Source organism: Corallococcus sp. bb12-1, from assembly GCF_026626765.1.
GTDB lineage: Bacteria > Myxococcota > Myxococcia > Myxococcales > Myxococcaceae > Corallococcus > Corallococcus terminator.
The window spans coordinates 301,759-327,308 of record NZ_JAPNJZ010000015.1 but is presented as its reverse complement, the minus strand read 5'-3'; the positions used below and the strand labels follow the sequence as shown (position 1 = coordinate 327,308).

Below are 25,550 nucleotides of genomic sequence, written 5' to 3'. Positions count from 1 at the left end.
TTTCGCTACTTCGGGGGGAACATCTTCTTCAGCGCCTGTTCGAGGGCCTGGTTCACGCCCTTGCGGCCCAAGGAGCGCGAGCGACGGAAGGCCTTCTTGAGGAAGTGGGGGGGTGGGTTGATGATCTGGTCGCCCCAGTGGAAGCCCTCGTGGATGGCGCCGGCCGCGTGGTGCGCGTAGCCGGCCACCCACGTGGTGGAGAGGCGCTTGTCCATGCGGTACGCGGGCCCGTCGATGAAGCCCGTGTCCGCGAGCGGGCGCGTCTGCTGCTTCTCGTTCCCGTGCTTATCGTATTCGACGTCCCGGTCCCCGCGCGGCACGTCGAACTGCGAGAGGTCCAGCGCGTGGCGGACGGTGGCGCGCAGCGGCTTGTCCAACTCGCGCAGCACCTCGGGCGCGCGCTGGCGCAGCTTCAGGAGGGGGCGGAGGTCGAGCTTCACGCGGACAGGCATACGCACCCAGAAGGGGCGCCCGCCTCGCGTCAGCCGGCGTAGGCCAGGGTGACGGTGAAGGCGAAGCGGTGGTGGTCTTTTCCGTCCGGGCCCATGTACGCGGGAGCACCCTGGGCACGGCAGGAGACGTAGCCGGGGACGGCCGCCAGGTGCAGCGCGCTCCAGCACCGGCGGGCCAGGGCCTGTGCCGCCGCGTACGTGAGGCCGCGCACGAGGACCTGCACGTCGGGCTGGAGGTAGCTGCGGCCCGTGCCCAGGTAGTCCTCGGGCGCGTCACCGTTCACCTCGCGCACCGCCACCACCTGGGGCGGCGCGGAGACGGGCCAGGGTCCCGTGTAGAGGCTGGGCGGCGCTGCCGTCATGGAGACGCCCAGGGCCGCGCCCTCCAGCACCTGGGCCACGTGCAGCTCCACGTCCTTAAGCGTGGCGCCCATCAGACGTACACCTCGTAGTGGTCCAGGCCCCCGCGGATGTTGAAGCAGGGGGTGACGCGCAGCGGCCGGCGCTGGGTGTTGAGGTCGCCCGGGGTGTCGCCGGGCAGCCAGAGGGCGTCCCCGGGCCCCACTTTCACGTGGGTGAAGAAGACGGCCTCGGTGGTGGCGTCGGTGCCGTCCGAGGCGACGAGGCGTTTCGTGCTGCCCTCGTAGCGGCAGGCATGCACGGTGGGCTCGGAGTACTCCTCCTCGCCCCGGGCGTTGGTGGACAGCAACCGGGCCAGGCCGAAGCGCTGGCGGAAGCGGTGGCCCAGGAGGCTCACGGGCCTGCCCCGTGGCGCGGCCGGCAGTACCGGGCGACGAGGCGCCGCGCGCGGGCGGGCACCGCGGGCAGCTGCCCGTCCTCGTCCGTGGCGCGCGTCAGGGAGGTGCCGCCGATGGACTCGGAGATGGCTTCCTCCGCGCCGTCCCCGTGCACCAGCGCGCCCACCACCATCTGCGCGGCCAACTGGAGGTCCGCCGGCAGGTCCACCACCAGCGTCCCGTCCAGGGCCGCCTGCCCGGGCGTCACCCAGCCAGCGTCGTAGGTGACGAGCAGATCCCCGGTGTCCTCCACGTGCAGCGGCGTGGAGGAGACGCCGGGCGAGTAGCGGCCGGTGAAGGGCCACGCCTCGCCGCGCGACACCACGCGCCCCATGAGGACGGACTCCAGCGCGTACGCGGTGGCGGGCAGCTCCACGCCGCGCACCTCCACGCTCTGCACCTGGCGCACGCCGCCGGCACGCAGCCAGAGGTAGCGCCCGCCCTGGCTGGCCACGGACTCCACCACGCCCGTGCGGCGGTGCAGCGGGTAGCCCACGTGCCCGGCGAGGGCGAGGGAGGCGGCGGTGATGAGCAGCGGCAGGCGCTCGGGCTCGGCCGCGTCGCGCACGGTGGCGGGCAGCTGCGCGGCGGTGAGCAGGTCCTCGACGGCGGGCATGGGCACCTCGGGAAGAAAGAGGGCCGGGGCGGCACGGGGCCGCCCCGGCCCGGGCAGGCACGGAGGGGGGAGGGCGTGCCCGCCGCTACACGGGGAGACGGTTGGAGCCGCCGAGCACCAGCACGGCGCCGGTGGCGAGCGTCGGCGAGGTGCCGCCGGTGAAGGCCAGCACCTGCTTCACGCGCACCTGGTCGTGGTCATCGCCCAGGAAGGAGAAGTCCACGTCGAGCTCCACGGCGCCGTCCACCGCGGTGGCGACGACGGACAGCGTCTGGCCGTCGCGGTCCACCACGGCGGCCCAGTCACCCGGCACACCCTCGGGGCCCGCCGTGCTGCCGCGCGACTCCAGCGTGAAGGTGGCGCTGAGGGTGGTGGGCGCGCCGGTGGCGGCCCCCACCGCGACGGCGAGCACCGCCGAGCGGAAGGAGAGGACGTCGAGGGTGGGCCCCTGGACGGTGCCGGCGGCGCGCGCGGCCGGCGCGAGGGCCAGGGTGTTCGTCTTGATGTACGCGCCGATGTTGGCGAGCGAGGGATGCATGGAAGGACTCCGGGAAGAGAGGGAGGGGGGAGGACGGGGACGCGGGCTAGTAGGTGACGCCCGTGCGGATGGAGAAGGCCTTCGGACGGCGCACCTGCCAGTCGCCCTCCTGCACCCCGCGCAGCGTCTTGCGGTCGCGCTTGAAGTCGTTGCCGTTCTCGCCCAGCTCAATCTCCAGCGGCGCGGCGTTGCCGAAGTACAGCTCCTGCGCGAGGCCGAAGCCGATGATGTTCTTGCCCGCCAGCGTCTGGGAGTGGCCCACCGGGAAGCCGTTGATGGTGGGATTCTGCAAGTCCTGGAGGCCGGGGAACACCCAGCCGCCGGTTCCCGACGAGGCCGCGTCGCGCAGGCTGGACAGGTGCATCATCGTCGTGGACGTCATGAAGTAGAACGGGTTGGCGCCCTCCAGCGGGATGTTGGCCTCCATGACGTCGGCCACCATGGCCTTCAGGTCCGCCACCTTCTGCTCGATGGTGATGCCGGTGATGGCCTTCTTCGTGATGCCGGCGGTGTTGAGGATGCCCGTGGGCGTCTTCGGGCCCTTGCCCACGAGGCCCGCCTGGTCGAAGGCCAACCCCATGGCGCGGCCGACGTCGGCGGCGAGCTGTTCGGCGGAGCGCAGGCTGCCCTTGCGCATCAGCCCGTTGCTGATGCGGATGGTGCCCATCGCCTTGTAGGCGCCGAGGATGAGGTCGCCCGTGTCCAGGTCGGACTCGCTGCCCTCCTCGTCCTCGCCCTCCCACTGCACCTGCACGCCCTGGTTGATGACGCCGATGGTGAGCTTGGCGCCGTAGCCCGACTCGATGCGCGGGCCCGCGCGCAGGAGGATGGAGGCGGGGCGCAGCACGTCGATGATCTCCTCGCTCACCGACTCGCGCGCCCAGAGGCTACCGCCCTGGCCGAAGACGGACTCGAAGACGCCCGCCGACTTCAGCTTCTCCAGCCACTCGCGCAGCGGCTGGTTGAGTCCCTTGGACTTCTCGCGCGCGGTGCGGTCCTCGTACTCCAGGAAGGCCGTCTTCATGCGCACGCCCAGCAGCGCGTGCGAGGGGCTCTCCGTGTCGAACATGCCCTTGAACTTCAGCAGGGCCGGGCCACGGCCGGGCGCCGCGTGGTTGGTGATGGCGGGGCGCGCGGCGAGCGCGGCCTCGACGTGCTTGAGGATGAGGGGCGCGAGCGCGGCTTCCACCACCGGGGGGACGGGAGCGGGCGTGGTGGGCTTCGGGGTCGTGGGCATGACGATTCCTTCGGGAAGGTGTGGTGGTGCGTCCTGGAGGGAGAGAAGGGGCGGCGGGCGCGGGCTACTTGCCCGTCTTCGTGATGAGGCCCCGGAAGTACTTCGTCACCGCGTCCTCGCCCTCGGCGGGCGCGTCCTCGGTCGTCCCGTCGTCCGCGCCCTTCGTCTCGTCGGCCGGGGGCGCGAGCTTCGTCACCAGGGCCAGCAGCTCAACAACCTTCGCCTTCGTCTCGGCGACGTCCTTGGCCATCTGGTCAAACGCCTGCTGCACTTCTTCGGGGGTCGCCATGCTCTTCAACCTCTGCGCGGAGCGCTTTGCGGGAATGCCGGTGATGGACACCTCCAGCAGCTCTGCCTCCTGCACGTCCTCGCCGCCCCGGGAGTTGGGGCGGGCGGACAGCGTGAGGTAGCCGATGGAGCACGCGCGGAGGGTGCCGGCCTGCACCTTCTCCGCGCACAACTGGGACAGCTCGCCGACGCCGTCGAAGACGGGGGACATGAGCGGCTCGCCGCCCTCGAACCAGATGCGAGCGCGACCGACGGGCAGGCGGTTCTTCGCCGACGGGTCCTTGTGGCTGTGGTCCCAGAAGAGGGGCACGTCCACTTCGCCAGCCGGCAGACGCAGCGCGCCCGCCGCCATGCGGTCCCCGTCGCGGTCGTACTCCTCCGGTGGATCCACGAGCCGGAAGACGGGGAGGGTGTTGGCCGGAGCGGGGGTGGTGGGCTCGAAGAGCTTCAGCGTGAGGGCGCGCGTGCTGCGTTGGGTGCGCGGGCGTCTGTCCATGCCCCAAGAGAAGGGGCGACGCCTGCCGCTACACGCGCCCCTCTTCGCCGCTGCGGTCGCGCGGTGGGGTGGGCGTGGCGTTCGCGGACGCCGACTGCGGGTTGGTGCCCCCGCCCGCGCCGGGCAGGGGAGGGGGGCGCTTGCCCTCGAGGGCTGGGTCAGGCTCGTAGCCCGCCAGCTCGCGCACCTCGTTCCAGGTGAAGGCCTCGGTGGGCGGCGTCGTCATGAGACGGAAGACGCGCTCGAACTCCTGGGGGCGCGGGTCCTCGTAGTCGAGGATGGCGTCCCGGTCGACGAGGGGCACCAAGCAGTGCTGGAGCCAGGAGCGCCAGAACTCCAGGCGCGGCAGGACGGCGAAGTCCGCCAGGGTGTACTCGGCGCTCTCCGCGGTGGAGCGGTTGCTGGAGGTGAGGTCGCCCACCAGCTCCGGCGGCACGTTGTACGTCTGGCGGATGAAGTCCAGCAGGCCCTTCTTCAGCTCCTCCGTCTGGAGCTCCCGGAAGTTCACCTGCACCTGGGCGAGGGAGACGCCTGCGGGCGCGAACCACACCTTGCCCGAGCTGCCTGGGCCAGCGAACGCCTCCTGGTACTTCTTCTCCAGGTCGAGCACCGTCTCCTCGAGGTCGGTGCCTGACGACTTCGCGTCCAGGCCGACGATGGCGGCGGGGATGCCCCCGCGCTCGAAGGTGGACTTCGTCGCGCGAGAGATGGCTTCCACCGTGTCCAGTTCATCGCCCAGCGCCATGCCGGCGCCGGCGCCGCGGTCCTCGGGCGCCTCCGGATCCAGGTGCTTGAACCAGAGGACGTCCGCCTCGGGTACCGCGCCGATGAAGGTGTTGTAGCTGAGGAAGAAGGCGGGGCTCTCCGGTGTGGGCGTCATCATCACCCGGTGCGGGGGCACAACCTCCCAGCCCACCACGCGCCCGGTGTCGTCCCGGCGCAGCCAGAGGAAGGCCTCGCCCACCAGGTCCACGTGCACCTGGCTGAGCTTCCGGAAGGCGCGGCCGGGGTAGCGCGGGTGCGGCGCCTCCAGCAGGCGCAGCAGCTCGTGGTCCGGCAGCTCCACCAGTTCACCGGAGGCGGTGGCCTCCTTCAGTGCCTTGGTGCGCAGCCGTGGGTTGGCGGACTTCAGCCGCTGGTCGAGCACGCCCAGGACTCCGGGCCGGGTCCGCTTGTAGACGCGCCAGCGGGGCGTGGCCACGGCCTCGGCGACGGTGTCCACGACGGTGCGCAGCCAGCCGTTCTCCTTGTACGCGCGGAGCACTTCGCGACTCCCCCGGCGCGGACTGAAGCTGACGATGGGCAGGGCGTGGACCAGACTTCCCTGGGGACCGGGCAGCAGTCCCAATGCTTTAAGTGCGCGGTGGAGGAGAGTAGCCATACCCGAGAAGAAGGGGCGATGGCTCTCCCCATCTATTGGCGCCTCGACCATCGGCAGCAACGCGCTTGATGATAGTAGAGTGTTGAATTTGCGGCTAAGTTTTCACGTTTACTGGTTCATGAGCAAGGAACGCCTGATGACACCGCCGATTGAGGATGAGGCAAAGACGAAGGATGTGGAGTCCACGGTCGGGGCCGTGCCGCAACTCCCAATTCCAGTGATAATTGACTCGTCGGCCTTCCGATATGAGGTGTCAGCGCGCTCTACAGCGCTGAAGCGGCTTGAAGAACTTGTGCAAAAAGGGGTGGCCCAGGTTCTTGTTCCTATTGTGGTCCAACGCGAACTTTCAACAGGCATTTCTTTTGACGTAAAGAAATTCGAGCAAAAGGCTTGGCGTGAGCCGCTTAAGGCAATTTCGTGGTGTCATCCACAAGCGGATATTGAAGATATGGAGAACGCGCACGCCATGGCCGCCAGCGTGGCTTCTAGGGTCGACAAGGCAGCCGAAGAGGGTGTTGCTGCTCGCTTGGCCGCTCTAAATGCTCGAATTTTGCCTGTTACGGCGATGGCTGCGGAAAAGGCATTCGATTTCTATTTTACTGGCAGTGGCCCTGTGCAGCACCTGAAGAATCGCGATGACTTGCCGGATGCATTTATTGCAGCCATTGCTCTGGAAGAGCAGGCGCGGCTGGGTCGCAAGTGTCACGCCATTGTTGGCGATAAGGCTCTGAGGGTGTTTCTCGCTAAGTGTCGGTTTGAGGTTCATGAGAACATTGGGGCATTCAATACTTCGACTGTCGTTCTGTCTGCGTATGGTGAATTGAAGAGGGGTGATGCGCCTCAGGAAGGAGAGTTCGCTTATGTGGATGATCAATACCGAGAGGGGACTGAAAAGCTGGTTTCGATTATTCGCGCGCGCAGGCAGGAGGTTGAGGGTGGAGTCAAGGCAATGCTATTTAATTTCGTGGATGGGATGTCGTTGTCGGTAGGTTTTCTGCCGTCGGAGGGGGATGTTGATGTTGTGGGTGGCGGGTCCGTAGTTAAGATTGATTTTAACTTCAACCATTTAATGAGGTTTGTGAAAGAGGAGATTTTGCTCCCGACGAAGATTCTGGTGAGGGGGGTGCTTGTTAGGTTTATGTCGACGATGGCTGGTTATTCTTCGTGGAGGGGAGGGGGAAAGGATTTGTTTAGGGTGATTAGTTCGGCTCCGGATGGTGGGGCTGTTTGGATTGAAGGAAGTGTCGATCTTCAGGTGTCATTGCTTTCTAGGGTGAATTTTAGTTTCGCCGATGCCTCGGAGCCGGTGATATCGAGTTCTGTTGTTGATGTTTTTGAGGACATCGTTGCGGTTGAGGCAGGGAGCGATGGCGCTGCGGGCGGATTGCGCTAACTTGGGTCCATGGCGCCTTGCGGTGCCGATTTGCGCTCACAGTGCGACAGAAGACTGTGTTGCCTTTCATTGTGCTGAGTGAGCGTTCTCGGTTTCGCCGCTAGAGGCTATGAGTGTCGCGCCTCTTCCGGCGGCGCCTGCGTTACGGCGCCTCGGGATGACGTAGAGGTAGATGGGCCACGCGAAGGCGTCCGCACGGTCGTCCCTCGCGTGGCCGCCCTCCTGGCCGGTGAACTTCGCGAGCTGCGCCTCCAGCTTGTCGTGCTTGCCCACCATGTGGACGAGGCCCGCCTTCGCGTAGGAAGAGACGGGAGCCGCGCGCTCGGCCTTCGACTGCATGGCGCGTTCGGTGAGCACCTTCACCTTCTCCACGGTGCGGATGGTGCTCTTCACCATGGAGCCGCCGGTGTTGGACTCGGCGAACACCCACGCGTTTGGCTGCCCGTTGCTGCGCTTCTTCGCGGCGGGCGCCCACGCCTTGAAGCACTTGATGGCCTCGCGCGCCCAGACCTCGGGCTCCGGTGTGCGCAGTGAGGCGTCCTGCAGCACGTAGACGTGGTCCAGCCCGTCTGCCTCCAGGCGCACGCCCAGCACGACGATGCCGTGCATGTCCGCGCCTTTCTTCTCGCCCGTGGCCGGATCCACCGAGACGATGATGGCGTCGTACTCCTTCGGCGCCTTCTTCGGGTCGATGCGCGAGGCGTTCCAGTTGACGCCCCGGTAGAGCGCCGGGTCCAGGTCGAACCGCAGCTCGCCCATGAACTCGCGCCGGCCCTCGGGCGTCTCCATCACCCGGCGCACGTAGGCCTCGTAATCCGGGGCCAAGTTGGCGAGGTTCTCCAGCGTGGAGCTGCGCGCGAGCACCAGGCCCTCGCGGTCGCCGAGCATCTCCCGGAAGAGCACCGTGGGCGCGGGCGTGGTGGTGATGACCATGCGCGGTGGCAGGCCCTGCGCGCGCATCCGCGTGGTGGTGAGGCGGTTGACGACGCGGCACTCCTTGTAGACGGCCACCGCGTCGCCCTTCCAGGCCACCGGCTCGTCCGCCCAGATGAACGTGTACTGGTGCCCGCGGAACTTGTCCGCGTTCTTCGCCGGCAGCCACGTGGCCTGCGCGCCGTTGGGCCACACCAGCTTGCGGCGCGACTTCTCCACCTTCGGGAAGAACCAGGGCGCGGAGATGGTGAGGATGCCGCTCGTGCCCTCCAGCTGGTTCTTCACGATTTCGGAGTAGGTGGGGCCCACGATGAGGATGCGCGCTTCGGGGTCCGCGCGGGCCTCATCAATGACAGCGGCGGCACCCGCGTACGTCTTCCCGGTGCCGCGCCCACCCATGAAGAACCAGGTGCGGAAGTGCGCGGGCGGGCGCTGGACGGGGCGCAGCCAGTAGCGGTGCTCGTGGTAGAGGAGCACCAGCTCCTGGGGCGTGAAGGCCAGGGCGTTGCAGTGGCCGGTGGTGGTGCCGTCCGCCGCGTGGGCCGCCAGCGCGAGCTGCTGGATGAGGTTGTAGGGGCCGTGGCTGTCCGCCGTGATGACGGGGATGCCGTCCAGCAGCGACTCCCCGGACTTCGCCACGCCCGCGTCAGCCCCCATCGTCGTCCTCGGGGGCGGGCTCTGGGGGCACGTCCGTCGCCACCTGGGCCCTCAGGTGCTTGGCGATGAAGGCGGCGAGCTTCTCGTCCAGCTTCGCGCGCGCGTCGTCCGGGGTGATGACCTCGAAGAGGGGGCCGAAGCCATTGCCCGCGGGCGTGGCGGGCTCGCGCGGGATGGTGAAGTCCTTGGGGGCGGTCACCGCGAGGAACCAGCGGGCGCCGCGGCCGTCCATCGTCTTGTCGCTGATGGAGTCCAGCGCGTCCTTCACCCGGCTCTTCTGGAACTCGGCTTGGGCGCGCTCCACCTCCACGACGAACTCGGTGTAGCGGCTGCGCTTGCCGGCCTCGATGGCCTCGCGCCCGCGGCGCAGCCAGTTCTGCAGCCGCGCGTCGGTGGTGCCCGCGAGCGCGGCGGCCATGCGCTTCGTGGAGCCCTGGCGCAGCTCCGCGACGATGGCCGTCTGAATCTTGTAGGTGAGGGTGGTGGCGGGCCCGGAGAACTTCGGCGCGCGCTTCCCCCCGGCCGGCTTGCCGGGAGGGGGCTTCGGGTCGTAGCCGCGCGGAGGGGACACCCCCTCCAGAAGGGGCGGCTACGCGGGGCAGGCGAGGGCGCGCGCCATCACCCACCGGCCCGGGGCGGGCGTCGCGGCCGTGCCGACCGTCTTCTGCGCCTCGTCGTGCGGAGGCGAACTGCCCGCGGCGGCGCTGGAGTCGGTGAGGCGCCAGCGGGACGGGGGGGTGGGCGAGGCGGACTCGGGGGTGGGCGTGATCATCGGCTGCTCCTGGATGTTGCGAGTGGGACTGCACCACGCAGAAGGGGCGCCGCTGGCCCGCTGACGTACGCGGCGCCGGGACGCCCACGGCCCCGGCTGAAGTGACAGGACGCGCCTACGGGCCGCCAGGAACGCGCAGGGCCCCAAAAAATGGGGGGTCGTCTGTCAGTTCCCCTCGGAAAAACGCTGAAGAATCCGTGACGCGAGATTGCAGCGCGCCGAGCAATCCCGAATTTGTCCTACATTGTCGGTTTCCCACCCCAGGGGGCTGGCGAATACGTGCATGCCTGCTCTGGGTGGCCGCAGAGCGCCCCGGTGCATAGGGTTCGTCAGTGGCCGCCTCCCAACCGCCGTTGCTTCTTGTCGTCGAACAACTGGATGACCTTCGCGAAGCGTTGGGGGATCTACTCGGTACGGAGGGATATGCCATCGCGACGGCGGCCACTCCCCAGCGCGCGCTGGAGCTGCTCGCCGGGGAGGTTCCCTCGCCCTCCCTCATCCTCTTGAGTGTGGGGATGGACCAACGCGATGCTGAGGAGTTCCTGGGGCGCCTTACCCTCATGACTCGGGTGCGCTCTTCTCCCGTCGTTATCATCACCGCCGCAACTTCCATTACCGAGCCGTTGCCGGGCTCGGTCGCACTCCTGCGCAAGCTGACAGGAGTCGAGGAGTTGTTGGCCACGGTTGCTCGGCACCGCCGTTACGATGAGCCGCCCGGCTAACTCCTGCCCACCCGCCACGCCGAACGAGCGCAGGCAGCGTCCTCATCTACAGGCGTCACACGAAGGGCTCGCTGGCGACACCGTAACATCCTGCTTAGGCTGTCCACCGTGCCAACAGCATCCCCGCGCTCCACCATTCTCATCGTTGAAGCCGAGCCGGATCTCCGTGAGGTGATGGCGGAATTGCTTGAATCCGAGGGCTACCAGGTGCTCCAAACCTCCAACGGTCGCGATGCGCTGGACGTGCTGGCGACACTGGGCCAGCCCTGCCTGGTGCTGCTGGACCTGATGATGCCGGTGATGGATGGAAACGAGTTCCTCCACCACGTTCAGCAGGACGCGCGGCTCCGCGAGCTGCCAGTGCTGATGTTCAACGCCGACTACTTGGTCCAAGCACCAGCGGGCACCGTGGGTCTGCTGCGCAAGCCAGCGCACCTCGCCGAGCTGATGGCGGCGGTGGCCCTCCACTGCCCCACCTGCTGACGGCAAGCATCCGCCCTATGCGTTCACGTCCGCCCGCCAGTCCCCTCGGGCGCACACCGCTTCCCGAACACGGGCGCGCAGGACGTCCCCGGGCAGGACCTCCAGCAGCCGCGCCACGAGCCGCGCCTTCCCAGCGGAGCGCAGGCCTCGCGCCTCGCCCGCTTCCTCCAGCAGCGCCAGCAGCTCACCCCGCCAGAGCAGTTGCAGCGTGGCGCCCGGGCTCGGGCTCGGGTTGTCCGCCGCCGGCCGCACCTCCTCCAGCGTGATGCCTTCCGCGCCACCGCATGCGAGCACCAGCCCCCACCAACTCGGCACCAGGTCCTGTCCGCGCACTAGGTGGCGGGCTCCCGCGACGAGGGTGCGCCTGTCCAGGACGGAGCTGTAGCAGTAGTGGGCCTGGGCCGGCAGCGCAGGGTGTCCGCGTCCGCCTTCACCTCGTACCCGTGGAGCCGCGCCGGGCTGAGCGCGGCCATGTCCACTCGCACCAGCCCGTACTCGAGCCCCAGCTCCGGCAGCACCCGTGCCTCCGGGTACGTGGCCTTGACCATGTGCATCAGCGGCGGGCGGACATCGGCGTCGTGCATGCCCGGGTTGAAGGGGCGCCCGCTGTAACGTGATAGTGATTGGCGCCATGCCCGCCCTGACAGAATACCCCAACGTCTCCGACACAGCCCTGATCATCCTGAAACAGAAAGGCTTTCAGGTCTGGTACGACAAGATGGCGGAGGCCTTCTGCGCAGAGAAGGACGGCTGGGACTTCATGGCCACCTCGCCGTGCGGACTCCTTGGCGTCGTTGCCATCTACGAGCACAAGCACCCCGAGAAGTTTGCGGAGTACTGGTGGCGTGAGCGACGTTCCCCGTCTCTCTACGACAACCTTCCAGACGGGCCGCGTCCATATACCCCCGTTTGGCAGAAGTAGTTTGGGCGGGACCGGCCCGAACGGGGGGGCCACATCGGATGTGACCCCTTCCACCTGGGCATGCCCTGCCCGCCGTCCACCTGCCCCGTCTGCGCCGCGCAGATGCCGAAGCGCGCGGGCCCCGGGCGTCCGTCCTCCTCCTGCTCCACGGAGCGCTGCCGGCTGGTGGTGGAGCGCAACCGGAAGCGCGAGCGATGCGCCCGGTGTGCGGACCGCGTCGCGACACATGCCGAGCGCATGGCCGCGCTGTGCCGCACCTGCCAGGGCGAGGTTGCTCGGCTGTCCGCCCCTTCCTCCCGGGCATGACCAGCTACCCAGGCCGCATGACAGTGACGGACCACGAGGGGCGCGAGGTAGGCGCCCTGGAGCCCGTGGCTCCGTGGCTCGATGGACTCCTGTATGACAGCAGCATCCCTCGGTCGCGCGTCGATGAGGCGGTGGGCCGTCTCCACCTCGGCTGGTACGGATGGGATGCGGACGGCCGGGAAGCGAGCCCGTGATGGCCTGCCTCTGCCCCTGCGAGCGCGCGGACCTGCCGTGCCCGGTGCCGCAGTGCCCTGCCGGCGTGGCGCTCCCTCGCGGCTTCTACGAGGACGTCCGTGGTGCTCGCTGGGGCCGCCTCCTCGTACCTGTGCTGGGCGATATGTCCCGGTGGGCGTGGCAGCCGTGGGAAGCCGCCGAGCCGCGCGGTCCTCGCGCTCCCGGGTGAGGGCTCCAGCCCACGAATTACGAAATCTGTGAAGTCGGCCCTGGGCGAGGGGCCGCCCCTTCTGTCCGGGCATGAGCGCCTCCCCCGCCCAGACCGAACCTCCCCGCCCGCTCTCTGCGGGCACCACCGTGACGCTGTCCCTCGCGGGCAGCCTCGTCATTGCTGCCTTCTCCGCTGGCGGCACCCTCGCGGTGATGACTCGCCTCCAGCAGGACGTGGTGGACGTGCGCGCCAAGCAGGACGCCCAGGCCAGCGCCCTCCACACCACCGAGCTGCGTCAGGAGCGGATGGACGGCGTCCTCACCGGCATCCGCAACGACGTGAGCGACATGCGGGAGCTGCTCCGGCGAGCGGTGGAGGAGCCGCGGCCCGCGCTCTACCGCACGCGCCCGTGAGCGAGCTCCGATTCGCCGCTCACGTGCTCGCCGTGTGTGCGGTCCTGGCCCTGGCCGTGTGGCGCGCCGGCAGGCCTGTTTCCCTGTTGCGCCCCCGGAGTCGCACGATGGCAGCCGTCACGCAGCGCGCGTTGTTCCTCCAGCTTGTCCTCAACCAGGTGGGTGCCCCGTACCGGTGGGGCGCGAAGGGCGCGCTCCCGGACCCCAAGGGCCCCCGCCTCTTCGATTGCAGTGGCCTCGTGACGTGGTGCCTGCACCAGGTGGGTGGGCCCGACTGGCGCGCGACTCACAACACGGACCGGCTGTGGGACGCGTGCAAGCCGGTGGCGAGCGTGGCGGAGCTGCTGCCCGGGGACCTGGTGCTGTACGGCAAGGCGGGCGACCCGGACCACGTGATGGTGCACGTGGGCGCGGGCGTGGTGGTGGGCGCCTCCGGTGGCGGCCGCCGCACGCTCACCCTGGAGGATGCGGCGCGCACGGACGCCAAGGTGAAGCCGTTCGCGCGCATCGCCTACCGGGGCGATGTGCTGGGCTTCCGTCGCCCGCCGTTCGTCTCCTGACATGGGCATGCCACCGAAGTGCCGCCTGTGCGGCAAGCGTCTGGGCCAGTGCGGCCACCCGCGCTGGCTGCTGCGTCACGGGCTGGCCGAGTCGTCCGGGAGCTGCTCGCTCACGTCCGTGGGCGCCTCCCGGTCCGCCTCGCGCAGCGCATCGTCCACGAGGTGAGCGATGCGCTCCATATTGGCCGGCAGCTTCCCGCCCGTCTCGCACGCCTCCGCGTGAAGGCTCGCCGCTGCGGCGGTGAGGTGCATCTTCACGACGGGCATCCGACTGTAGGGCATGGCTTCCCTCCGCGCGGGAAGGTGCGCATGGGCACGAGGGACGGCAACGACAACAAGCGCCCCTTCCTCCTGGTGCAGTCAACTCGCAGCACCAGGAGACACCCGTGACCACTCCCGACACGAAGATCCCCACGTCGTCCGCCGCCCCGCAGTCCGAAGACATCCTGAAGTACTTCAAGCACGCGCACCTGCCGCCGCACCTCGCGGCGGTCAGCAAGCCCTTCAGCGACATCGCGCACGCCCTGGTCGCGGGCGACAACACGCCGGAGAGCGGCACCGTCACGATGGGCGGGCCGCTGCCGCGCAACCCCGAGCGCGCCATGGCCCTGCGCAAGCTGCTGGAGGCCAAGGACTGCGCCGTGCGCGCGCTGGTGCCGTAGTCCGGCTGTCCTCTGCCCGGGGCGTCCCCGGGCTCACCCTCACATGAGCAGGAGCATCACCATGAAGAAGCGCATCATCCTCGCCGCCGCGTTGGCGGCCGTCCTCACCGCGCCGGTCGCCCTGGCCCAGGCCACCACCGGCACCGGCAGCAGCATCCTCGACGCGCTGTTCACCCCCACCAACATGGGTGTCGCCCTGGGCATCATCGTGGGTGCCGTCGGCCTCTTCGCCGGGGGTACCTGGCTCACCGCCCAGCGTAAGCGGCGCATCGCGCTGGGCGCCTACCACGCCTTCCACGTCGTGGAGGACATCGCCGCCGAGGATCCGGCGGACAACGCCTGGGACAAGGCGGCGAAGGGGCTCCAGGTCCTCGACGCGTGGCTGGTGGCCCAGGGCTGGCGCCCGCTGAAGCCCGGCGAGCAGGAGCTCGTGAAGCTGGAGTTCAAGTCGATGCACGGCGAGCAGAAGGCGTCGGAGAAGGTGCAGGAGCAGGCCCTGTCCGTCGCGCTGGGCGCCATCGGCAGCACGGCGGCCCTGGCCACGGCGGTCCCTTCGACGCCCCGCGGGTAGCAGTCGCCGCGGGGCTGTCGCGGGTGCTGAGCGACGTGCCCGTCCGAACCGGTTACCTGGAGGCCTCCGCCGGTGCCTCCTCCCTCACGGGCGCCTACGCGCGCCTGGAGGGCGGGGCGAGGCTCCGGGATAACCTCGGCCTCTTCGCCTTCGCGGAGGCCAACCAGCGCGAGCGGATGGCAGGCGCGGGCGTGCGGTGGACGTTCGGCCAGTGAGGTGCTTGCGGCCCGCCCCAGTCACCTGGGGCGGGCCGCTTCGCGGGGGTTCAGCTACTTCTTCGAGCCGTTCGACTTGATGCACTCGCAGGTAGGGATTTCAGGGTCCTTGCTGTCGGATACCTGGATGTTGGAAGGCCGCACCGTCCGGCCATCCTGGCACTGGGCGGCGCTTCCGGCCTCGCAGTTGATGGCGCATCTCCCTCCCTTGGGACCGGTCGCCGTGCAGCGAGAGCCTCCTGCCGCGCTGACAGGCGTTTCCTCCTGTTTCGTCGGTGAGGGGGACTGAGCAAGGGCGGCGGACGCCACCAGGAGAGACGCAACGGCAGTCAGAAGTCGCATGCGACGGAGACTACTGAGGCGCCCGGCGCAAGGGCTACCTAAGTCAGCAGGGACGAATGCTCCCTCGTGGGTCGGCAGCAGCGAGGAACGACCCGGCATCCCTCGTGCACCACGCGCGCGTGTGGTGCCACCCCCGGCACCACTCCCCCGAGGTCCCCCAGAGTGAAGCCCTACTACGCGAACGACACCATCACCCTGTTCCACGGCGACTGCCGCGACCACCTGCTCGGACTGCCGTCCGAATCCGTGGACCTGCTCCTCACCGACCCGCCCTACGGCATGGCCTACGAGGCGAAGGGAAGGAGCGGCGCGGCCATCCGCGCGGACGGCTCGCGCCAGGGCATGCGCGTCTTCCGCCAGGCGCTCACGTCCGCGGGCCACGCGCTGAAGCCGGACATGCACGCCTACGTCTTCTGCCACTGGGAGAGCTGGCCGGACTTCTTCGACGCGGCGTCGGCGCACCTGCGCATCAAGGGCGCGCTGGTGTGGTGGAAGGCCCGGGGCGGCATGGGCGACTGCGCGGCCGGCTACGCGCCGGACTACGAGGTGGTGTTGCACGGGACCGGGCCGAAGCGCCGGCCGCTCACCGGCAAGCGCCACGGCGCCGTGCTCGCGGGCTACCCGCCGGTGCCCGCGCGGGCGCGGACGCACCCGACGGAGAAGCCCGTCAACCTGCTGGCCTACCTGGTCGAGCGCTCCTGCCCGAAGGGAGGCCTCGTCCTGGATCCGTTCGTTGGCACCGGTGCGACGCTGGTGGCCGCGCAGCAGCTCGGGCGCCGGGCCGTGGGCGTGGAGATCGAGGAGCGCTACTGCGAGGCCGCCGCGCGCCGGCTGGAGGCGGGTGGCGCCGCGCTCCGGAACGCGGCCTGATCCGCCCGGTTCATGTTCTGCCCCCTCAAACGAGGGCACGAAACCGGAACCACCCCGGGCGCGAAGGGTCAGAACGGATCTGACCCTTCCCCCCGACCGTCGGTCTTGCCGACGGTCGGCGCCCAGCGCCCCTTCTGTCCTGGCATGGACAGACGCACGGCAGGTGCCCGGTGAGGCAGGAGGACGCGAAGCCCTGTGAGGTGCGGCTGGTGCTGCCGTACCCGCCCAGCGCGAACACGTACTGGAAGCCGTCCCGGGGCCGCGGGCTGGTGCCCTCCAAGGAGGCCCTGGCCTACAAGGCGACCGTGGCCCGGCTGGTGGGCGCCACCCGCGCGCAGCCGCTCGCCGGGCCCGTGCGCTACACGCTCACCGCGTACCGCCCGCGCCGTGTGGGCGACCTGGACAACACGCTGAAGGTGCTGGGCGACGCCCTCAACGGGCTGGCCTGGCTGGATGACGAGCAGGTGGTGGGCATCCACGCCGAGCGCGCGGACGATGCGAAGGCGCCCCGCGTGGAGCTCGTGGCCACCGCGGCGCGCTTCGCCACGCCGGAGGAGGCCGCCGCCCACCGGCAGGCCCGGGTGGAGCGGGCCGCGAAGGCGCGCGCCACGCGGAACCGGAACCGCGCGGCGAAGGCGAAGGGAGCGAAGCGCTCGCGTGGGCTGGCGGCCCTGGCGACGCCCGCGGTGAGACGGGGCCGGGCGGGTGTTGTCGGGTAGGCGTGGTAGCGGAAAAGACGACGGGCCCGACCGGGGAAGACGGTCGAGCCCGCTGAAGCCAGGAGCGCCGGGGAAGCACCGCTGGGGACGCCAGTATACCGTCCCTGCGCGCGTTCGCAGGTGCAGGAGTCCTCGATGCCCGCCTGTGCCCGTCGTCTTCACGTTGCCCGCCACCCGCTGCACCCGCCCGGCCCGCCGTCGGCACCCACCCCCAACGATGAGATGGAGGCGCTGCTCCACCTCCTGCGCGAGCTGCCCGACGGCTGCCCGGAGCAGCGTCGCGCGGAAGGGCGCCTCGCCCAGCTGGTGCGGCCGCACCTGGTGCGCGCGGCCGCTGCCGTCGCCCGGGAGTGGAAGGTGCCCGCCGAGGACCTGGAGCAGGAGGGACTGCTGGCCACCTGCAGGGCGTGGCAGGACTTCACCCCGGGCCGCGTCCCGGGCCGCTGCCTCTACCCGGCCTACGTCCTCCAACTGGGCAAGCAGGCCATGGTGCGCGCGGCCACCGCGGAGCGCAGCGCCGTCCACGTCACCCGCCACGCGCGGCGGAAGCTGGCGCGCGCGAAGAAGGCGGCCCGGGACGAGGGCCTGCCGCTGGACGCCGCGCTGCGCGCGCAGGGCCTGGACGAGGCCTCCGTGCTGACGCTGGGCGATGGCAGCATCCGCACCACCTCGCTGGAGGGGCTGCTGGCCGGGGCCGCCGCGGAGGGCGACGGGCCCGGGGCGAACGCGGAGGCGCGGCTGGGGCTGGTGGACACGACGGCCGCGCGCCTGGCGCACGTGGCCCAGCGCGAGGCGGCTCTGGGCGTGCTGTACCGGCTGCCCCGCCTGCAGCGCGTGGTGGTGCAGGCCCTGGCGGGCTTCGGCCGGGCCGGCGGACTGGAGTCCACGGAGCGGACGGTGGCCCAGGAGATGCGCCTGCCGGTGGCCCGGGTGCGCAGGTTGCACGCGCAGGGGCTGAAGAAGCTGCGCGTGGCGCTCGACGCCCTGGGGCACGGGCCAGAGCTGCCCGCGCGCTCTGCCGGGACGGTGCGCCGGCAGCGCGCGGCCGCGCCACGGGACGCGCGGCCGCGTCCGGTGGGGCAGGGTGCCCAACTCGGCCTCGCGCTCACCGCGTTGGAGTCGTAGCCGTGCCCGTCATCGTCGCGAAGAAGGCCGGCACGTGCACCGCCGACGGGTGCGGCGGGCGCGTGCTGAAGGGCGAGTTCGTGGAGTACTCCGCCGCCACCGGCACGCGGCACCTGGAGTGCGCGGGTGCGGAGCAGGGCAGGCGGCCCAACCTGAAGGCGGGGAAGTGCCGGTGCGGCGCGCAGGTGGCCCCGCGCGAGGGCTCCCTCACGCTGAAGGAAACGTCGCGCGCGGGCCGCTTCCGGAAGGAGTGGCTGGTGCTGTGCTCAAGGTGCGGTTGAGCGCAGCGTCAGTCCAGGTCTCCAAGCTCGAGCTCCGCCTGTTCGCGGTAGAGCGGCACTGTCTCCACGTCGAGCAGCTCTTCGAGAAGCTTCCGCGCGCCGGCCGCATCGCCAGCCTGCGCGAGGTCGCTGGCCAGGGTCCTCGTGCGCGCAAGGCGGATGGCGCCGACTCGAATCCGCGCTCGAACTTCGCGCAAGAGGGACGTCGCGGTGACTACGCCCTGCACGGCCATCTGCGCATCGGCGTCGGGGATGGCCACCTGCTGGGCCGTGCGCAATAACAGCTCGCGCACATCGGAAGTGAGCGCCAGCGCCTCGCCTGCCTCGACGCGGTCAAACAACTCGCGCAGCAGTCCCCAGTCGGTGTCCTCCGCCATTTCAGTTACCTCCCTGCCGGCGGCGGCATCGGTCTGTCGGCCACTCTCCCTGCTGCCCCTCGCAGTACCGGAAGCACTCGTAGCAGGGCCCTAGCCAGTCCTTCTCCTGGCACTTCACGTACTCCCCCATGCAGTAGCGCTTCCACTCGGGCAAGTCCTCCTCGGAGAGGTCCGAGGCCGCCTTCACCGCGCGCAGGATGTTCGCTGCCTCGAACTCGGTGAGTCCGCAGCGCTCCGGTGAGCCTGGGTGCGTCTTCACGCAACAGCTCACCGTGGAGTCGGTGGGTCCGCACTGGGCCTGCGCCAGGTACACCGACGTGCTGTCGCCCTGGGCGCGCGTGCCGGCCTGGGCATGTGCTCCGCCGCCGCAGCCAGTTGCCAGCGCGAGCGCAATCACCGCCAGCATGCCCCTTTGATGGGAAAACCGCTTGCGCATGCATGCCAGATTAGTCTCGATTGGCTGGTTTGTGAATCCCTCTTGAGAGGGAGGCCCGGGGCCGCGCGTACGGGCCGGCCCCGAGGCGACTGCTACGCGATGAACGCGGGCAGCTCATCGCCCGGCTTCGGCACCAGCTCCAGCACGTCGCCGGCCTTTGGGATGAAGGCCTCGCCCGGGAAGCCGATGAAGACGGGCAGCTCGGCCGTGGGTTCCACCGACGTCACCTCCGCCTCGGCGCTCGAGGCCTGGATGCGCACGGTGTCTCCGCGGTGGACCTCGTGAAGCCCACGCTCCACCGCGAGGTACCAGCCGCCGCCCTCCGCGTCCTCGGCCACCGCCGTCACCTTCACGGAGCGCAGCGGGGTGGCGTCAGGGGCGCCGGGCGTAGCCGCCTCGCGCGTCTCGCCCACCAGCGGCGGGCTGCTGGGCGGGGGCGAGGCCTGCCGGCGGCGAGCTGCGCGCAAGGCGTCCAGCTCCACCTTGGCGCGCGACGTCTCCAACTCCTCCTGGGTGCGGAGGACTTCCTGGAAGCGCACCTGGGAGCGCAGCGCCTGCACCTGGGCGACGAGTGCATCACGCTCCTTGCGCAGCAGCTCCACCAACGTCTCCGCCCGCTCCACGCGGAGGCGGACGACGCCGTCCACGGCGCGCCAGGCCCGGCGCTCGCGCGGCTTCACGTCCTCCCACTCGGGCAGGAGGTTGCCGGCGCCGTCGTGCCTGTCCAAGGCCTCCAGGTAGGCGTCATGCAGCATCCGCACGTCGCGGCCGTCGCGCTCCAGGTGCTTCAGTCCAACTCCCACTTCGCTCGCTGCTTCCATGGTGCTTCCTCCTGCTGGTGGTGCTGCCGGGAGAGCCCGCGCGGGAGCCGCACGGGCGTGAGGTTGGGGAGGCTTCAAGCGGTGCGGTGGCTCACGGCGAGGCACCCGCGGCCGTGTGGATGAGGACGGAGCGGACCGGGGCGGCCAGCTGCTCCAGCGTCGCCTCGATGAGCGACAGGTAGTCGTCCGTGAGGGCGGCGGCGGCGAACTTGTCGGGCGCCTCCAGGACGAGCAGGTCACCGTCCAGCGCGGGGCTCAGCCTCGCGAGCTGCGTGGCGGCATAGGCCTTCCCGGAGCCGCGGAGAGCGCTGAGCACCTGGCCCCAGAGGCTGCCGGCTGGGGTGTCGGGCAGCACGGGCCCGGAGGACGTGGCGGGAGCCGCCGGCACGTCCTGGCCCGGGACGTGCCGGCGCCACACCTCGGCGCCGAGAAATGCCCGCGCCGGGCACACTGGCTGACGGGCCTGTCCCCAGGCGTCCTCAAGCCACGCCAGCCATGCCGCGCGCAGGCGCTGCTCGGCGCCGCCCACGGCGGCCAGCGCTTCCGCGTACCAGCCGGCCCAGGCCGAGGGGGGGGCCTCGGGGATGGCCCCCGGGAAGCGCTTGCCCCGCTCCTCCTGCGCCCACGCGAAGAACACTTTGTCCGGGCTCGGCGCGTCGTCCTCCATCCACTTCGGCCGCGCCTTGCGGACGACAGGAGGCACCGGGACGCTGGCGGGCGGGGACATGTCCCCATGGGGGACAGCGGGGGACATGTCCCCGGGGACAGGGGGACAGGGGACAGGGGACACCTCGCGCGCGTTTTCAGCAGCAGCACGCTTCTTCTCTCGCTGTCTCTGCTTCTTCTTCCTCTCGTACTCCCTCTTCTTCTCTGCTTTCGACGCTGTTGTTGCTGCTTCCCCCCTTCCCCCCTTCATGTCCCCTTGTCCCCAGGGGACAGAGGGGGACATGTCCCCGGGGACAGGGGGGACAACCTGGGGGACAGCGACAGGGACAGAGGGACGGGACGCGCGGGGGACAGCGAGAACCGGGGCGAGCCCCGCCAGCGCCCGGGCCTGTGATTCCAAGGCGCGGGCCAACGTGGCGGCGTGCTCGCGCTCGCGGACGAGGGCCTCGTCGCGGCGGGCCAGCTCGGCGCGCAGCCAGTCCAGTTCGTGGGTGTCGGGGCAGGCCATGGAGACGTCGTCCAGGTGAAGGGCGGGCTGAAGAGAGGGGGCTGCGTCGGGCTCGTCCGGCGGCGTCGGCCACCGCGCCTCGGGAGGCAGCGGGCCGGGCAGCACCTGTCGCGCGTCCGCCTCGGTGACGAGCTGGCCGGACAGCAGCCGCACCATTCCGGTGGGTACGGGCGCGACGTCTTCCGGCATGGGCGCCGTCGGCTCGCGCTTGGGGCGGGTGCCTTTCTTCCGGTGGGCACCGCGGGGCGTGGGACAGGCACTCATGGAAGCCGTGCCTCCTGTCCGCAGGTGTGCGGTGGACACGTGGGCGCGGTGCAGCGCCAGGCGCGGCAGGTGGGGCACGGCGTCATGGCCCGCCGGCAGGTGCACTTCCGGAGGACGCGGTCCTTCAACGTGGCGGGCTCCCGGCCCCCGCTGCGCGCGGCGAGCGCCTCGTAGGTGAGCCACCGCGCGTCACTCGCTTGGGTGACGGCGAGGTAGCGCAGGCGCACCTGTGCCAGCACCAGCGCCGGAAGTTCCCACAGGCAGTCCGCCGTCCCTGGCGTGCAGGCCACCGGTTCGGGCAGGGCCACCACGTCCTCCAGCCACAGGCCCACGGATTCGTCGTACCAACGCGACTCACGCGGGGCTTCAGTCCCCGCGGACACGGCGGCGACGCGCGCCACCGCCACCACCGCGCCGGTGGGGAGCTCGTCCACGGGCGGCGAGCCCACGCCCGCGTGGAGCGCCATCCACGCGGCCAGTCCTTCCTCGTACCCAGCGGCGCACACCGCCACGTACTGGCCCAGGATGTCTGCCGGCGGCGCCTGCGGCAGGTTGAGGACAGGCGTGTTGCGCACCATCGCTGCCCAGGCCCAGGGCTGGGGCACCGTCACGCCGATGATGCGCGCGCGCGTGGGTGCGGCGCAGGCGGTGTTCATGCCGCCTCCCGGACTTGGATGTCGCCGCCCATGTTCGCGCGCACCACGGCTTCAGCGGCCTCGGGACAGACGCTGTTCCCGATGAGGCGCACCTTCGCGGCCTTCGACTTCGCCGCGCTCAAGTCATAGGTGCTGGCGAAGCGGCCGAACTGCGCCCGGAGCAGCTCCTCCGGTTCCAGCATCCGCATGCCGATGTCGACGATCTGGTGCTCGACGCCCGCCACCGTCACGAGGCCCATGCGCGCCTTCGCGGTGATGGTGCGCATGGGGCGGTCCACCCTCTGGCCGGAGGTCGCGTCGTCCCCGTAGTAGCTCGTGAGGAAGGCCCGGACCTCGGCGACGTGGTTGCCCTGCCCGGTGATGGTGGGCAGTGGCTCCGCTGCGTCGGCGCCGTGGCAGTCCCCGCGGAGCTTCACCAGCGTGGCGGCGGCGAGCGCGTGGTGGTCCGTCGCGGTGATGGTGTCGAGTGGCCGCCCGTCGAAGGGTGCACCGACGACGCCACCGTAGTGCTTCGCCAGGAAGGCGCTGACGAGCGCGTGCTTCTGACCGTCGGCCACCACCGTGCCCAGCGGCTGGTGCAGATCCAGGTACCGCGCCCGCTGCCCGGGGCGCTCCCCGTAACCCGTCTGCACCAGCGTCGGCGCCACCAACGCATGTCCCCGCCGCTGCGCGGTCACCGTGGAAAGCGGCGCGTCGATGGCCTCGCCACGTGCTTCCTGGCCACCGTGGTTCACCTTCACCAGCGAGGGCACCACCAAGGAGCGGTCGTTCTTCGCGGTGATGGTGCCCACCGGGGCGCCCACCGGCGTCGGGGGCGTCTGGCCGGCGCGACCTCCGCACCCGACGATGAATGGCTCCGGGTTCTCCAGTACGAACCGCCGGAGGCCCTCCGCGATGCGCCAGAGCGTCTTCTCCGCGAGCGGGCGCTTCCGCTCGAAGATGCTCGGGCACGGGAGGCTCCAGTCGATGCACTCCGCAGCGGTGTGCAGCGGCAGCTTCCCGGGCCCGTGCGTCGGCTCCGGCCACCGGATGGGCTGGCCGTCGCAGCGGGCCACCAGGAAGAGGCGGCGGCGCTTCGTGCGCGCTCCGTAGAGCGAGGCGTCCAGGACGCGGAAGTCCACCACGTAGCCGAGCAGCTCCAGCGCGCCGCGCCACTGCTCGAACGTCTCGCCCATCCGCGCCTTGTCTGGGCGCCCGTCAGGCCCCAGCGGGCCCCACGTGCGGAACTCCGAGACGTTCTCCAGGAAGATGCAGCGCGGGCGCACCAGGCGCGCCCAGTCCACCACCACCCACGCCAGTGAGCGGATGCCCTTCTCGCGTGGCGCGCCTCCCTTCGCGACGCTGAAGTGCGTGCAGTCGGGCGATGCCCACAGCACGTCCACCGGACGCCCACGCGTCACGGTGCGCGGGTCCACCTCCCAGACGTCGCTGGTGTGATGCACCGTGCGCGGGTGGTTGACGGCGTGGACCGCGAGCGCGGTGGCGCTGTGGTTGACGGCCACGTCCACGTCGCGGCCGAGCGCGGCCTCAATGCCGGTGGATGCCCCGCCGCCCCCGGCGAAGAGGTCCACGACGAGCCCTCGCGCGTTCCTTCTCATGACACTGCCTCCACCCGGCGGAACTCCACGCGCCATACCCAGGGGTTGGCGTCCCAGGACTCGGGGCCGTTGATGGAGCGCCAGAGCGAGGCGAACGACTCCCGGGCCGTCAGGTGGTAGGAGACGCTCTCGAATGCCGGCTCGGGCTCGTAGTTGCGCCACCCATTCGCCTCCAGGAGCCGCTGCACTCCCTCGGCGCGTGAGTCCTCCTCGGTGATGTCGTGCAGCCGCTCGACGCGAACGGCCGCCACATCCAGCGTCAGGCGACTGGCCCAGCGCGGCATGAAGAGCGGCGTGACGTTCCCGTTCTTGGCCGCCTTCGGGCAGCGCCACGAGGCATCGACGCGCGCGAGGTCGGAGAAGAGCACTGCGTCGTCGGCGGCATAGGTGAGCTTCCACCCGATGCGGTGCCCCATCGAAGATGCCTCGGGCCGCCACGTCTCCTTCACCCAGAGTCGGTCCCCGGGCTGCCCGTAGGGGCATCGCAGGCCCATCTTCTCCGCGACGGTCAGGTGTCCCACCGTGCCGCAGGGGACGTGCAGACCGTCTTTGGAACGGTAGACCCACGTCGTGCCACCATCGTGCGGCGCGTTCGGTGCCGGTTGGGGCTTGAGCAGCCGCCGCGTGACCGCCTTCCGGCCGTCCAGCAGTGCGCGGATCATCAGTCCGCTAAACAGGATGGGGCGCTCACGCATGGGCTGCCCCCTCGTTGGCGGAGGCGTGGACCTGCTGGCGCCAGGAGGCTTCCCTGTCCCGGGCGGCGCTCCAGAGGTCACGGCACCGCTTCGCGCGGCACGTGCCCATCGGAACGTCGACGCGCTCGGCGTACACCTGCGCGAAGGACCGCTTCGCCCAGCAGATGGCGCACCCGCCCAACTGCATGAGCTGCGCCTCGTCGTGAAGGCGCTTGCGCAGCAGGCCCAGTTGGCTCGCCGGAGTCTTCACCAGGAGGAAGGCGACGGCCTGCCTGCGCATGGCGGGCGTGGTGAGGAGTGGCTGCTGGCGCGTCTTCACGGCGCTCCCCCGTCGCAAACGTCGCACACGTACCCGTGGGGGCAGGCGTGAGGGCGGGGATGGGCGGTCGTCACCTGCGGCGTGGCAGGCGGGATGCCGAAGCGCTCGCAGCGGGCAACCGCGCCGTCATGACGGCAGCAGGTGTCACAGGAGGTGAAGCCGGTGTGCTCGGAGATGCACGTCGCACGGCGGCCGCACTCCGAGCAGGTGAGCACTGAGGCAAGGCGGGCCACCAGGGCGCGGGCGGCATCCCTCTCGTGCTCCAGGGCGTCCACCGCTGCGAGAGCGGCCGCCTTGGCCTCCTCGCGGCGGCCGCGTCCGGCACCGCTCGTCATGAGGCCCAGCGCCTGCTTGATGACGGTTGGGTGCGCGCTCACGGAGCACCGCCGTCGTCGCGGATCGCGTGGGCCTGGACGTCGAGTCCCACCAGCACCTGGCCGGGGACCGATTTGCGCTCGCCGAAGGTGTCGGCCAGCTTGGACACCAGCGCGAGAAGGTCGTTGAACTGCCGGCGGAGGTGTTCTTCCTCGTTCGCCTGCGCGAGGCCGGCCGGAGTCGTCCGCGGTGCGGCCGCTGCCTGCTTGGCATGCTCCAGCGCGTTGAGGATGTCACGGCACTCAGCAGCATCCAGGACGAGTCCGCCACCGCCGCCACCGCCCGCGACGTAGGAGAGGGACGCGCGGAGCACCTCGCCCAGCGGCCTGGGCGCGGCGGGTACGACCGCCTTCTTCGGGGCGGCGCGCTTCACTGTTCACCTCCTTCCGAGCCGCTGCTGTCGGTGGAGGGGGTGAGCAACGCGAGGCGGGTGCTCAGGAAGTCCACCTCAGCCACCGCGTAGCCGATGGAGTGGTAGAGGCAGGCCTGCCGAGTGCGCCCGGCGCTCTTCTCGCAGGCGCGGCACCCGTTGGCGGGCGGCACCTTCTCGCGGTAGGCGGCCACCTGGGGGGCGGTCGGAAAAAAGGGCGTTACTACGCTACTACGCTGCGACGCACCTCCGAGTGCTGCTGCGTGCCCAATACCCCTCTCCTTCGACGGAGCGCACTCGGTAGAGGGGGGCGCCTCGCCTGTGGCGCG

At 70.5% G+C, this 25,550-nt stretch carries 38 protein-coding genes; 13 read left to right on the top strand and 25 right to left on the bottom strand.

Going from position 1 to position 25,550, the window contains the following annotated elements:
• Positions 1-5: 5 nt before the first annotated feature.
• The 8 genes from OV208_RS18615 to OV208_RS18580 form a co-directional block, all read right to left on the bottom strand.
• On the bottom strand, positions 6-440 hold the full coding sequence (locus OV208_RS18615; protein WP_267575185.1) for a hypothetical protein: 435 nt from the start codon (positions 438-440) through the stop codon (positions 6-8).
• A 41-nt stretch (positions 441-481) separates the two neighbouring features.
• A complete protein-coding gene (locus OV208_RS18610) occupies positions 482-886 on the bottom strand; it encodes a minor capsid protein (protein ID WP_267575184.1) in 405 nt (134 codons plus the stop codon).
• Entirely contained in the window at positions 886-1,209 is a 324-nt protein-coding gene (locus tag OV208_RS18605) for a hypothetical protein (protein WP_267575183.1), read from the bottom strand. The genes OV208_RS18610 and OV208_RS18605 overlap by 1 nt, the downstream gene beginning before the upstream one ends.
• A complete protein-coding gene (locus tag OV208_RS18600) occupies positions 1,206-1,865 on the bottom strand; it encodes a hypothetical protein (protein WP_267575182.1) in 660 nt (219 codons plus the stop codon). The genes OV208_RS18605 and OV208_RS18600 overlap by 4 nt, the downstream gene beginning before the upstream one ends.
• Before the next feature lie 85 nt (positions 1,866-1,950).
• A complete protein-coding gene (locus tag OV208_RS18595; RefSeq protein ID WP_267575181.1) occupies positions 1,951-2,403 on the bottom strand; it encodes a hypothetical protein in 453 nt (150 codons plus the stop codon).
• A gap of 46 nt (positions 2,404-2,449) precedes the next feature.
• Positions 2,450-3,640 carry a phage major capsid protein gene (locus tag OV208_RS18590; protein WP_267575180.1) on the bottom strand — a complete coding sequence of 397 codons (1,191 nt, stop codon included), beginning with the start codon at positions 3,638-3,640 and terminating at the stop codon, positions 2,450-2,452.
• A gap of 64 nt (positions 3,641-3,704) precedes the next feature.
• Positions 3,705-4,424, bottom strand: a complete 720-nt coding sequence (locus OV208_RS18585; protein ID WP_267575179.1) for an HK97 family phage prohead protease — start codon at positions 4,422-4,424, stop codon at positions 3,705-3,707.
• Positions 4,425-4,452: 28 nt separating this feature from the next.
• Positions 4,453-5,688 (bottom strand): phage portal protein, encoded by a 1,236-nt coding sequence (locus OV208_RS18580; RefSeq protein ID WP_267575178.1) that lies wholly within the window; start codon positions 5,686-5,688, stop codon positions 4,453-4,455.
• A gap of 235 nt (positions 5,689-5,923) precedes the next feature.
• Here OV208_RS18580 and OV208_RS18575 point away from each other — a divergent pair, with 235 nt between their 5' ends.
• Complete coding sequence (locus OV208_RS18575; protein WP_267575177.1) at positions 5,924-7,198, top strand: PIN domain-containing protein; 1,275 nt, start codon at positions 5,924-5,926, stop codon at positions 7,196-7,198.
• A gap of 66 nt (positions 7,199-7,264) precedes the next feature.
• Here OV208_RS18575 and OV208_RS18570 read toward each other — a convergent pair whose 3' ends face one another.
• From OV208_RS18570 to OV208_RS18560, 3 genes are read right to left on the bottom strand one after another with little or no spacing between them, the layout of a single operon-like run.
• Positions 7,265-8,788, bottom strand: a complete 1,524-nt coding sequence (locus OV208_RS18570) for a terminase large subunit domain-containing protein (protein WP_267575176.1) — start codon at positions 8,786-8,788, stop codon at positions 7,265-7,267.
• The gene (locus tag OV208_RS18565; RefSeq protein WP_267575175.1) at positions 8,778-9,359 is read right to left on the bottom strand and encodes a hypothetical protein; all 582 of its coding nucleotides are present in this window, start codon (positions 9,357-9,359) and stop codon (positions 8,778-8,780) included. The genes OV208_RS18570 and OV208_RS18565 overlap by 11 nt, the downstream gene beginning before the upstream one ends.
• Positions 9,360-9,377: 18 nt before the next feature.
• Positions 9,378-9,560, bottom strand: coding sequence for a hypothetical protein (locus tag OV208_RS18560; protein ID WP_267575174.1), 183 nt, complete (start codon positions 9,558-9,560; stop codon positions 9,378-9,380).
• A gap of 332 nt (positions 9,561-9,892) precedes the next feature.
• Here OV208_RS18560 and OV208_RS18555 point away from each other — a divergent pair, with 332 nt between their 5' ends.
• Together OV208_RS18555 and OV208_RS18550 are read left to right on the top strand one after the other, a co-directional pair.
• Positions 9,893-10,282, top strand: coding sequence for a response regulator (locus tag OV208_RS18555; protein WP_267575173.1), 390 nt, complete (start codon positions 9,893-9,895; stop codon positions 10,280-10,282).
• A gap of 108 nt (positions 10,283-10,390) precedes the next feature.
• Positions 10,391-10,765 (top strand): response regulator, encoded by a 375-nt coding sequence (locus tag OV208_RS18550; RefSeq protein ID WP_267575172.1) that lies wholly within the window; start codon positions 10,391-10,393, stop codon positions 10,763-10,765.
• A 15-nt stretch (positions 10,766-10,780) separates the two neighbouring features.
• On the opposite strand, the gene OV208_RS18545 is transcribed toward OV208_RS18550, so the two are convergent.
• Together OV208_RS18545 and OV208_RS18540 are read right to left on the bottom strand one after the other, a co-directional pair.
• Positions 10,781-11,098, bottom strand: a complete 318-nt coding sequence (locus OV208_RS18545; RefSeq protein WP_267575171.1) for a hypothetical protein — start codon at positions 11,096-11,098, stop codon at positions 10,781-10,783.
• Entirely contained in the window at positions 11,098-11,349 is a 252-nt protein-coding gene (locus OV208_RS18540) for a hypothetical protein (RefSeq protein ID WP_267575170.1), read from the bottom strand. Before OV208_RS18540 ends, OV208_RS18545 begins: the two co-directional genes overlap by 1 nt.
• Before the next feature lie 47 nt (positions 11,350-11,396).
• On the opposite strand from OV208_RS18540, the gene OV208_RS18535 reads away from it, so the two are divergent.
• The 3 genes from OV208_RS18535 to OV208_RS18525 all read left to right on the top strand — a co-directional run bounded on the left by OV208_RS18535 (position 11,397) and on the right by OV208_RS18525 (position 13,351).
• Positions 11,397-11,687 (top strand): hypothetical protein, encoded by a 291-nt coding sequence (locus tag OV208_RS18535; RefSeq protein ID WP_267575169.1) that lies wholly within the window; start codon positions 11,397-11,399, stop codon positions 11,685-11,687.
• Positions 11,688-12,467: 780 nt separating this feature from the next.
• Positions 12,468-12,791, top strand: a complete 324-nt coding sequence (locus OV208_RS18530) for a hypothetical protein (protein ID WP_267575168.1) — start codon at positions 12,468-12,470, stop codon at positions 12,789-12,791.
• A gap of 107 nt (positions 12,792-12,898) precedes the next feature.
• Positions 12,899-13,351, top strand: a complete 453-nt coding sequence (locus OV208_RS18525) for a C40 family peptidase (protein ID WP_267575167.1) — start codon at positions 12,899-12,901, stop codon at positions 13,349-13,351.
• Positions 13,352-13,426: 75 nt separating this feature from the next.
• Here the strand turns inward: OV208_RS18525 and OV208_RS18520 are convergent, their stop codons facing one another.
• Complete coding sequence (locus tag OV208_RS18520; protein ID WP_267575166.1) at positions 13,427-13,633, bottom strand: hypothetical protein; 207 nt, start codon at positions 13,631-13,633, stop codon at positions 13,427-13,429.
• 104 nt (positions 13,634-13,737) lie between these two features.
• Between OV208_RS18520 and OV208_RS18515 the strand changes: the two genes are divergently transcribed.
• From OV208_RS18515 to OV208_RS18485, 7 genes are all read left to right on the top strand, one after another.
• On the top strand, positions 13,738-14,013 hold the full coding sequence (locus OV208_RS18515; RefSeq protein WP_267575165.1) for a hypothetical protein: 276 nt from the start codon (positions 13,738-13,740) through the stop codon (positions 14,011-14,013).
• Positions 14,014-14,074: 61 nt separating this feature from the next.
• On the top strand, positions 14,075-14,584 hold the full coding sequence (locus OV208_RS18510; protein WP_267575164.1) for a hypothetical protein: 510 nt from the start codon (positions 14,075-14,077) through the stop codon (positions 14,582-14,584).
• A gap of 35 nt (positions 14,585-14,619) precedes the next feature.
• Positions 14,620-14,799, top strand: a complete 180-nt coding sequence (locus OV208_RS18505) for a hypothetical protein (RefSeq protein WP_267575163.1) — start codon at positions 14,620-14,622, stop codon at positions 14,797-14,799.
• 504 nt (positions 14,800-15,303) lie between these two features.
• Complete coding sequence (locus OV208_RS18500; RefSeq protein WP_267575162.1) at positions 15,304-16,011, top strand: DNA-methyltransferase; 708 nt, start codon at positions 15,304-15,306, stop codon at positions 16,009-16,011.
• Between the two features lie 170 nt (positions 16,012-16,181).
• The gene (locus tag OV208_RS18495; RefSeq protein WP_267575161.1) at positions 16,182-16,730 is read left to right on the top strand and encodes a RusA family crossover junction endodeoxyribonuclease; all 549 of its coding nucleotides are present in this window, start codon (positions 16,182-16,184) and stop codon (positions 16,728-16,730) included.
• 135 nt (positions 16,731-16,865) lie between these two features.
• Positions 16,866-17,855 (top strand): sigma factor, encoded by a 990-nt coding sequence (locus OV208_RS18490; protein ID WP_267575160.1) that lies wholly within the window; start codon positions 16,866-16,868, stop codon positions 17,853-17,855.
• Between the two features lie 2 nt (positions 17,856-17,857).
• Positions 17,858-18,136 carry a hypothetical protein gene (locus OV208_RS18485; protein WP_267575159.1) on the top strand — a complete coding sequence of 93 codons (279 nt, stop codon included), beginning with the start codon at positions 17,858-17,860 and terminating at the stop codon, positions 18,134-18,136.
• An 8-nt stretch (positions 18,137-18,144) separates the two neighbouring features.
• On the opposite strand, the gene OV208_RS18480 is transcribed toward OV208_RS18485, so the two are convergent.
• The 11 genes from OV208_RS18480 to OV208_RS18430 form a co-directional block, all read right to left on the bottom strand.
• Positions 18,145-18,513, bottom strand: a complete 369-nt coding sequence (locus OV208_RS18480; RefSeq protein ID WP_267575158.1) for a DUSAM domain-containing protein — start codon at positions 18,511-18,513, stop codon at positions 18,145-18,147.
• 1 nt (position 18,514) lies between these two features.
• Complete coding sequence (locus OV208_RS18475; protein WP_267575157.1) at positions 18,515-18,919, bottom strand: hypothetical protein; 405 nt, start codon at positions 18,917-18,919, stop codon at positions 18,515-18,517.
• A 122-nt stretch (positions 18,920-19,041) separates the two neighbouring features.
• Positions 19,042-19,770: a hypothetical protein gene (locus OV208_RS18470; RefSeq protein WP_267575156.1), complete on the bottom strand. Its 729-nt coding sequence runs from the start codon at positions 19,768-19,770 to the stop codon at positions 19,042-19,044.
• A 91-nt stretch (positions 19,771-19,861) separates the two neighbouring features.
• Positions 19,862-21,208, bottom strand: a complete 1,347-nt coding sequence (locus tag OV208_RS18465) for a hypothetical protein (protein ID WP_267575155.1) — start codon at positions 21,206-21,208, stop codon at positions 19,862-19,864.
• A complete protein-coding gene (locus OV208_RS18460) occupies positions 21,205-21,864 on the bottom strand; it encodes a hypothetical protein (protein ID WP_267575154.1) in 660 nt (219 codons plus the stop codon). The genes OV208_RS18465 and OV208_RS18460 overlap by 4 nt, the downstream gene beginning before the upstream one ends.
• Positions 21,861-23,462, bottom strand: a complete 1,602-nt coding sequence (locus tag OV208_RS18455; protein WP_267575153.1) for a DNA cytosine methyltransferase — start codon at positions 23,460-23,462, stop codon at positions 21,861-21,863. Before OV208_RS18455 ends, OV208_RS18460 begins: the two co-directional genes overlap by 4 nt.
• The gene (locus OV208_RS18450; RefSeq protein ID WP_267575152.1) at positions 23,459-24,157 is read right to left on the bottom strand and encodes a hypothetical protein; all 699 of its coding nucleotides are present in this window, start codon (positions 24,155-24,157) and stop codon (positions 23,459-23,461) included. The genes OV208_RS18455 and OV208_RS18450 overlap by 4 nt, the downstream gene beginning before the upstream one ends.
• The gene (locus OV208_RS18445; RefSeq protein WP_267575151.1) at positions 24,150-24,476 is read right to left on the bottom strand and encodes a hypothetical protein; all 327 of its coding nucleotides are present in this window, start codon (positions 24,474-24,476) and stop codon (positions 24,150-24,152) included. The genes OV208_RS18450 and OV208_RS18445 overlap by 8 nt, the downstream gene beginning before the upstream one ends.
• Positions 24,473-24,853: a hypothetical protein gene (locus OV208_RS18440; RefSeq protein ID WP_267575150.1), complete on the bottom strand. Its 381-nt coding sequence runs from the start codon at positions 24,851-24,853 to the stop codon at positions 24,473-24,475. The genes OV208_RS18445 and OV208_RS18440 overlap by 4 nt, the downstream gene beginning before the upstream one ends.
• Entirely contained in the window at positions 24,850-25,224 is a 375-nt protein-coding gene (locus OV208_RS18435) for a hypothetical protein (RefSeq protein ID WP_267575149.1), read from the bottom strand. The genes OV208_RS18440 and OV208_RS18435 overlap by 4 nt, the downstream gene beginning before the upstream one ends.
• A complete protein-coding gene (locus OV208_RS18430; protein ID WP_267575148.1) occupies positions 25,221-25,415 on the bottom strand; it encodes a hypothetical protein in 195 nt (64 codons plus the stop codon). The genes OV208_RS18435 and OV208_RS18430 overlap by 4 nt, the downstream gene beginning before the upstream one ends.
• Between the last annotated feature and the right edge of the window lie 135 nt (positions 25,416-25,550).

Excerpts from the sequence above, each read along its gene's own strand:
- OV208_RS18610 (WP_267575184.1), bottom strand. The coding sequence starts at position 886 with ATGGGCGCCACGCTTAAGGACGTGGAGCTGCACGTGGCCCAGGTGCTG.
- OV208_RS18600 (WP_267575182.1), bottom strand. The coding sequence starts at position 1,865 with ATGCCCGCCGTCGAGGACCTGCTCACCGCCGCGCAGCTGCCCGCCACC.
- OV208_RS18595 (WP_267575181.1), bottom strand. The coding sequence starts at position 2,403 with ATGCATCCCTCGCTCGCCAACATCGGCGCGTACATCAAGACGAACACC.
- OV208_RS18590 (WP_267575180.1), bottom strand. The coding sequence starts at position 3,640 with ATGCCCACGACCCCGAAGCCCACCACGCCCGCTCCCGTCCCCCCGGTG.
- OV208_RS18585 (WP_267575179.1), bottom strand. The coding sequence starts at position 4,424 with ATGGACAGACGCCCGCGCACCCAACGCAGCACGCGCGCCCTCACGCTG.
- OV208_RS18575 (WP_267575177.1), top strand. The coding sequence starts at position 5,924 with ATGAGCAAGGAACGCCTGATGACACCGCCGATTGAGGATGAGGCAAAG.
- OV208_RS18570 (WP_267575176.1), bottom strand. The coding sequence starts at position 8,788 with ATGGGGGCTGACGCGGGCGTGGCGAAGTCCGGGGAGTCGCTGCTGGAC.
- OV208_RS18560 (WP_267575174.1), bottom strand. The coding sequence starts at position 9,560 with ATGATCACGCCCACCCCCGAGTCCGCCTCGCCCACCCCCCCGTCCCGC.
- OV208_RS18540 (WP_267575170.1), bottom strand. The coding sequence starts at position 11,349 with ATGCACGACGCCGATGTCCGCCCGCCGCTGATGCACATGGTCAAGGCC.
- OV208_RS18535 (WP_267575169.1), top strand. The coding sequence starts at position 11,397 with ATGCCCGCCCTGACAGAATACCCCAACGTCTCCGACACAGCCCTGATC.
- OV208_RS18530 (WP_267575168.1), top strand. The coding sequence starts at position 12,468 with ATGAGCGCCTCCCCCGCCCAGACCGAACCTCCCCGCCCGCTCTCTGCG.
- OV208_RS18525 (WP_267575167.1), top strand. The coding sequence starts at position 12,899 with ATGGCAGCCGTCACGCAGCGCGCGTTGTTCCTCCAGCTTGTCCTCAAC.
- OV208_RS18520 (WP_267575166.1), bottom strand. The coding sequence starts at position 13,633 with ATGCCCTACAGTCGGATGCCCGTCGTGAAGATGCACCTCACCGCCGCA.
- OV208_RS18510 (WP_267575164.1), top strand. The coding sequence starts at position 14,075 with ATGAAGAAGCGCATCATCCTCGCCGCCGCGTTGGCGGCCGTCCTCACC.
- OV208_RS18490 (WP_267575160.1), top strand. The coding sequence starts at position 16,866 with ATGCCCGCCTGTGCCCGTCGTCTTCACGTTGCCCGCCACCCGCTGCAC.
- OV208_RS18480 (WP_267575158.1), bottom strand. The coding sequence starts at position 18,513 with ATGGCGGAGGACACCGACTGGGGACTGCTGCGCGAGTTGTTTGACCGC.
- OV208_RS18475 (WP_267575157.1), bottom strand. The coding sequence starts at position 18,919 with ATGCTGGCGGTGATTGCGCTCGCGCTGGCAACTGGCTGCGGCGGCGGA.
- OV208_RS18470 (WP_267575156.1), bottom strand. The coding sequence starts at position 19,770 with ATGGAAGCAGCGAGCGAAGTGGGAGTTGGACTGAAGCACCTGGAGCGC.
- OV208_RS18465 (WP_267575155.1), bottom strand. The coding sequence starts at position 21,208 with ATGAGTGCCTGTCCCACGCCCCGCGGTGCCCACCGGAAGAAAGGCACC.
- OV208_RS18460 (WP_267575154.1), bottom strand. The coding sequence starts at position 21,864 with ATGAACACCGCCTGCGCCGCACCCACGCGCGCGCGCATCATCGGCGTG.
- OV208_RS18455 (WP_267575153.1), bottom strand. The coding sequence starts at position 23,462 with ATGAGAAGGAACGCGCGAGGGCTCGTCGTGGACCTCTTCGCCGGGGGC.
- OV208_RS18450 (WP_267575152.1), bottom strand. The coding sequence starts at position 24,157 with ATGCGTGAGCGCCCCATCCTGTTTAGCGGACTGATGATCCGCGCACTG.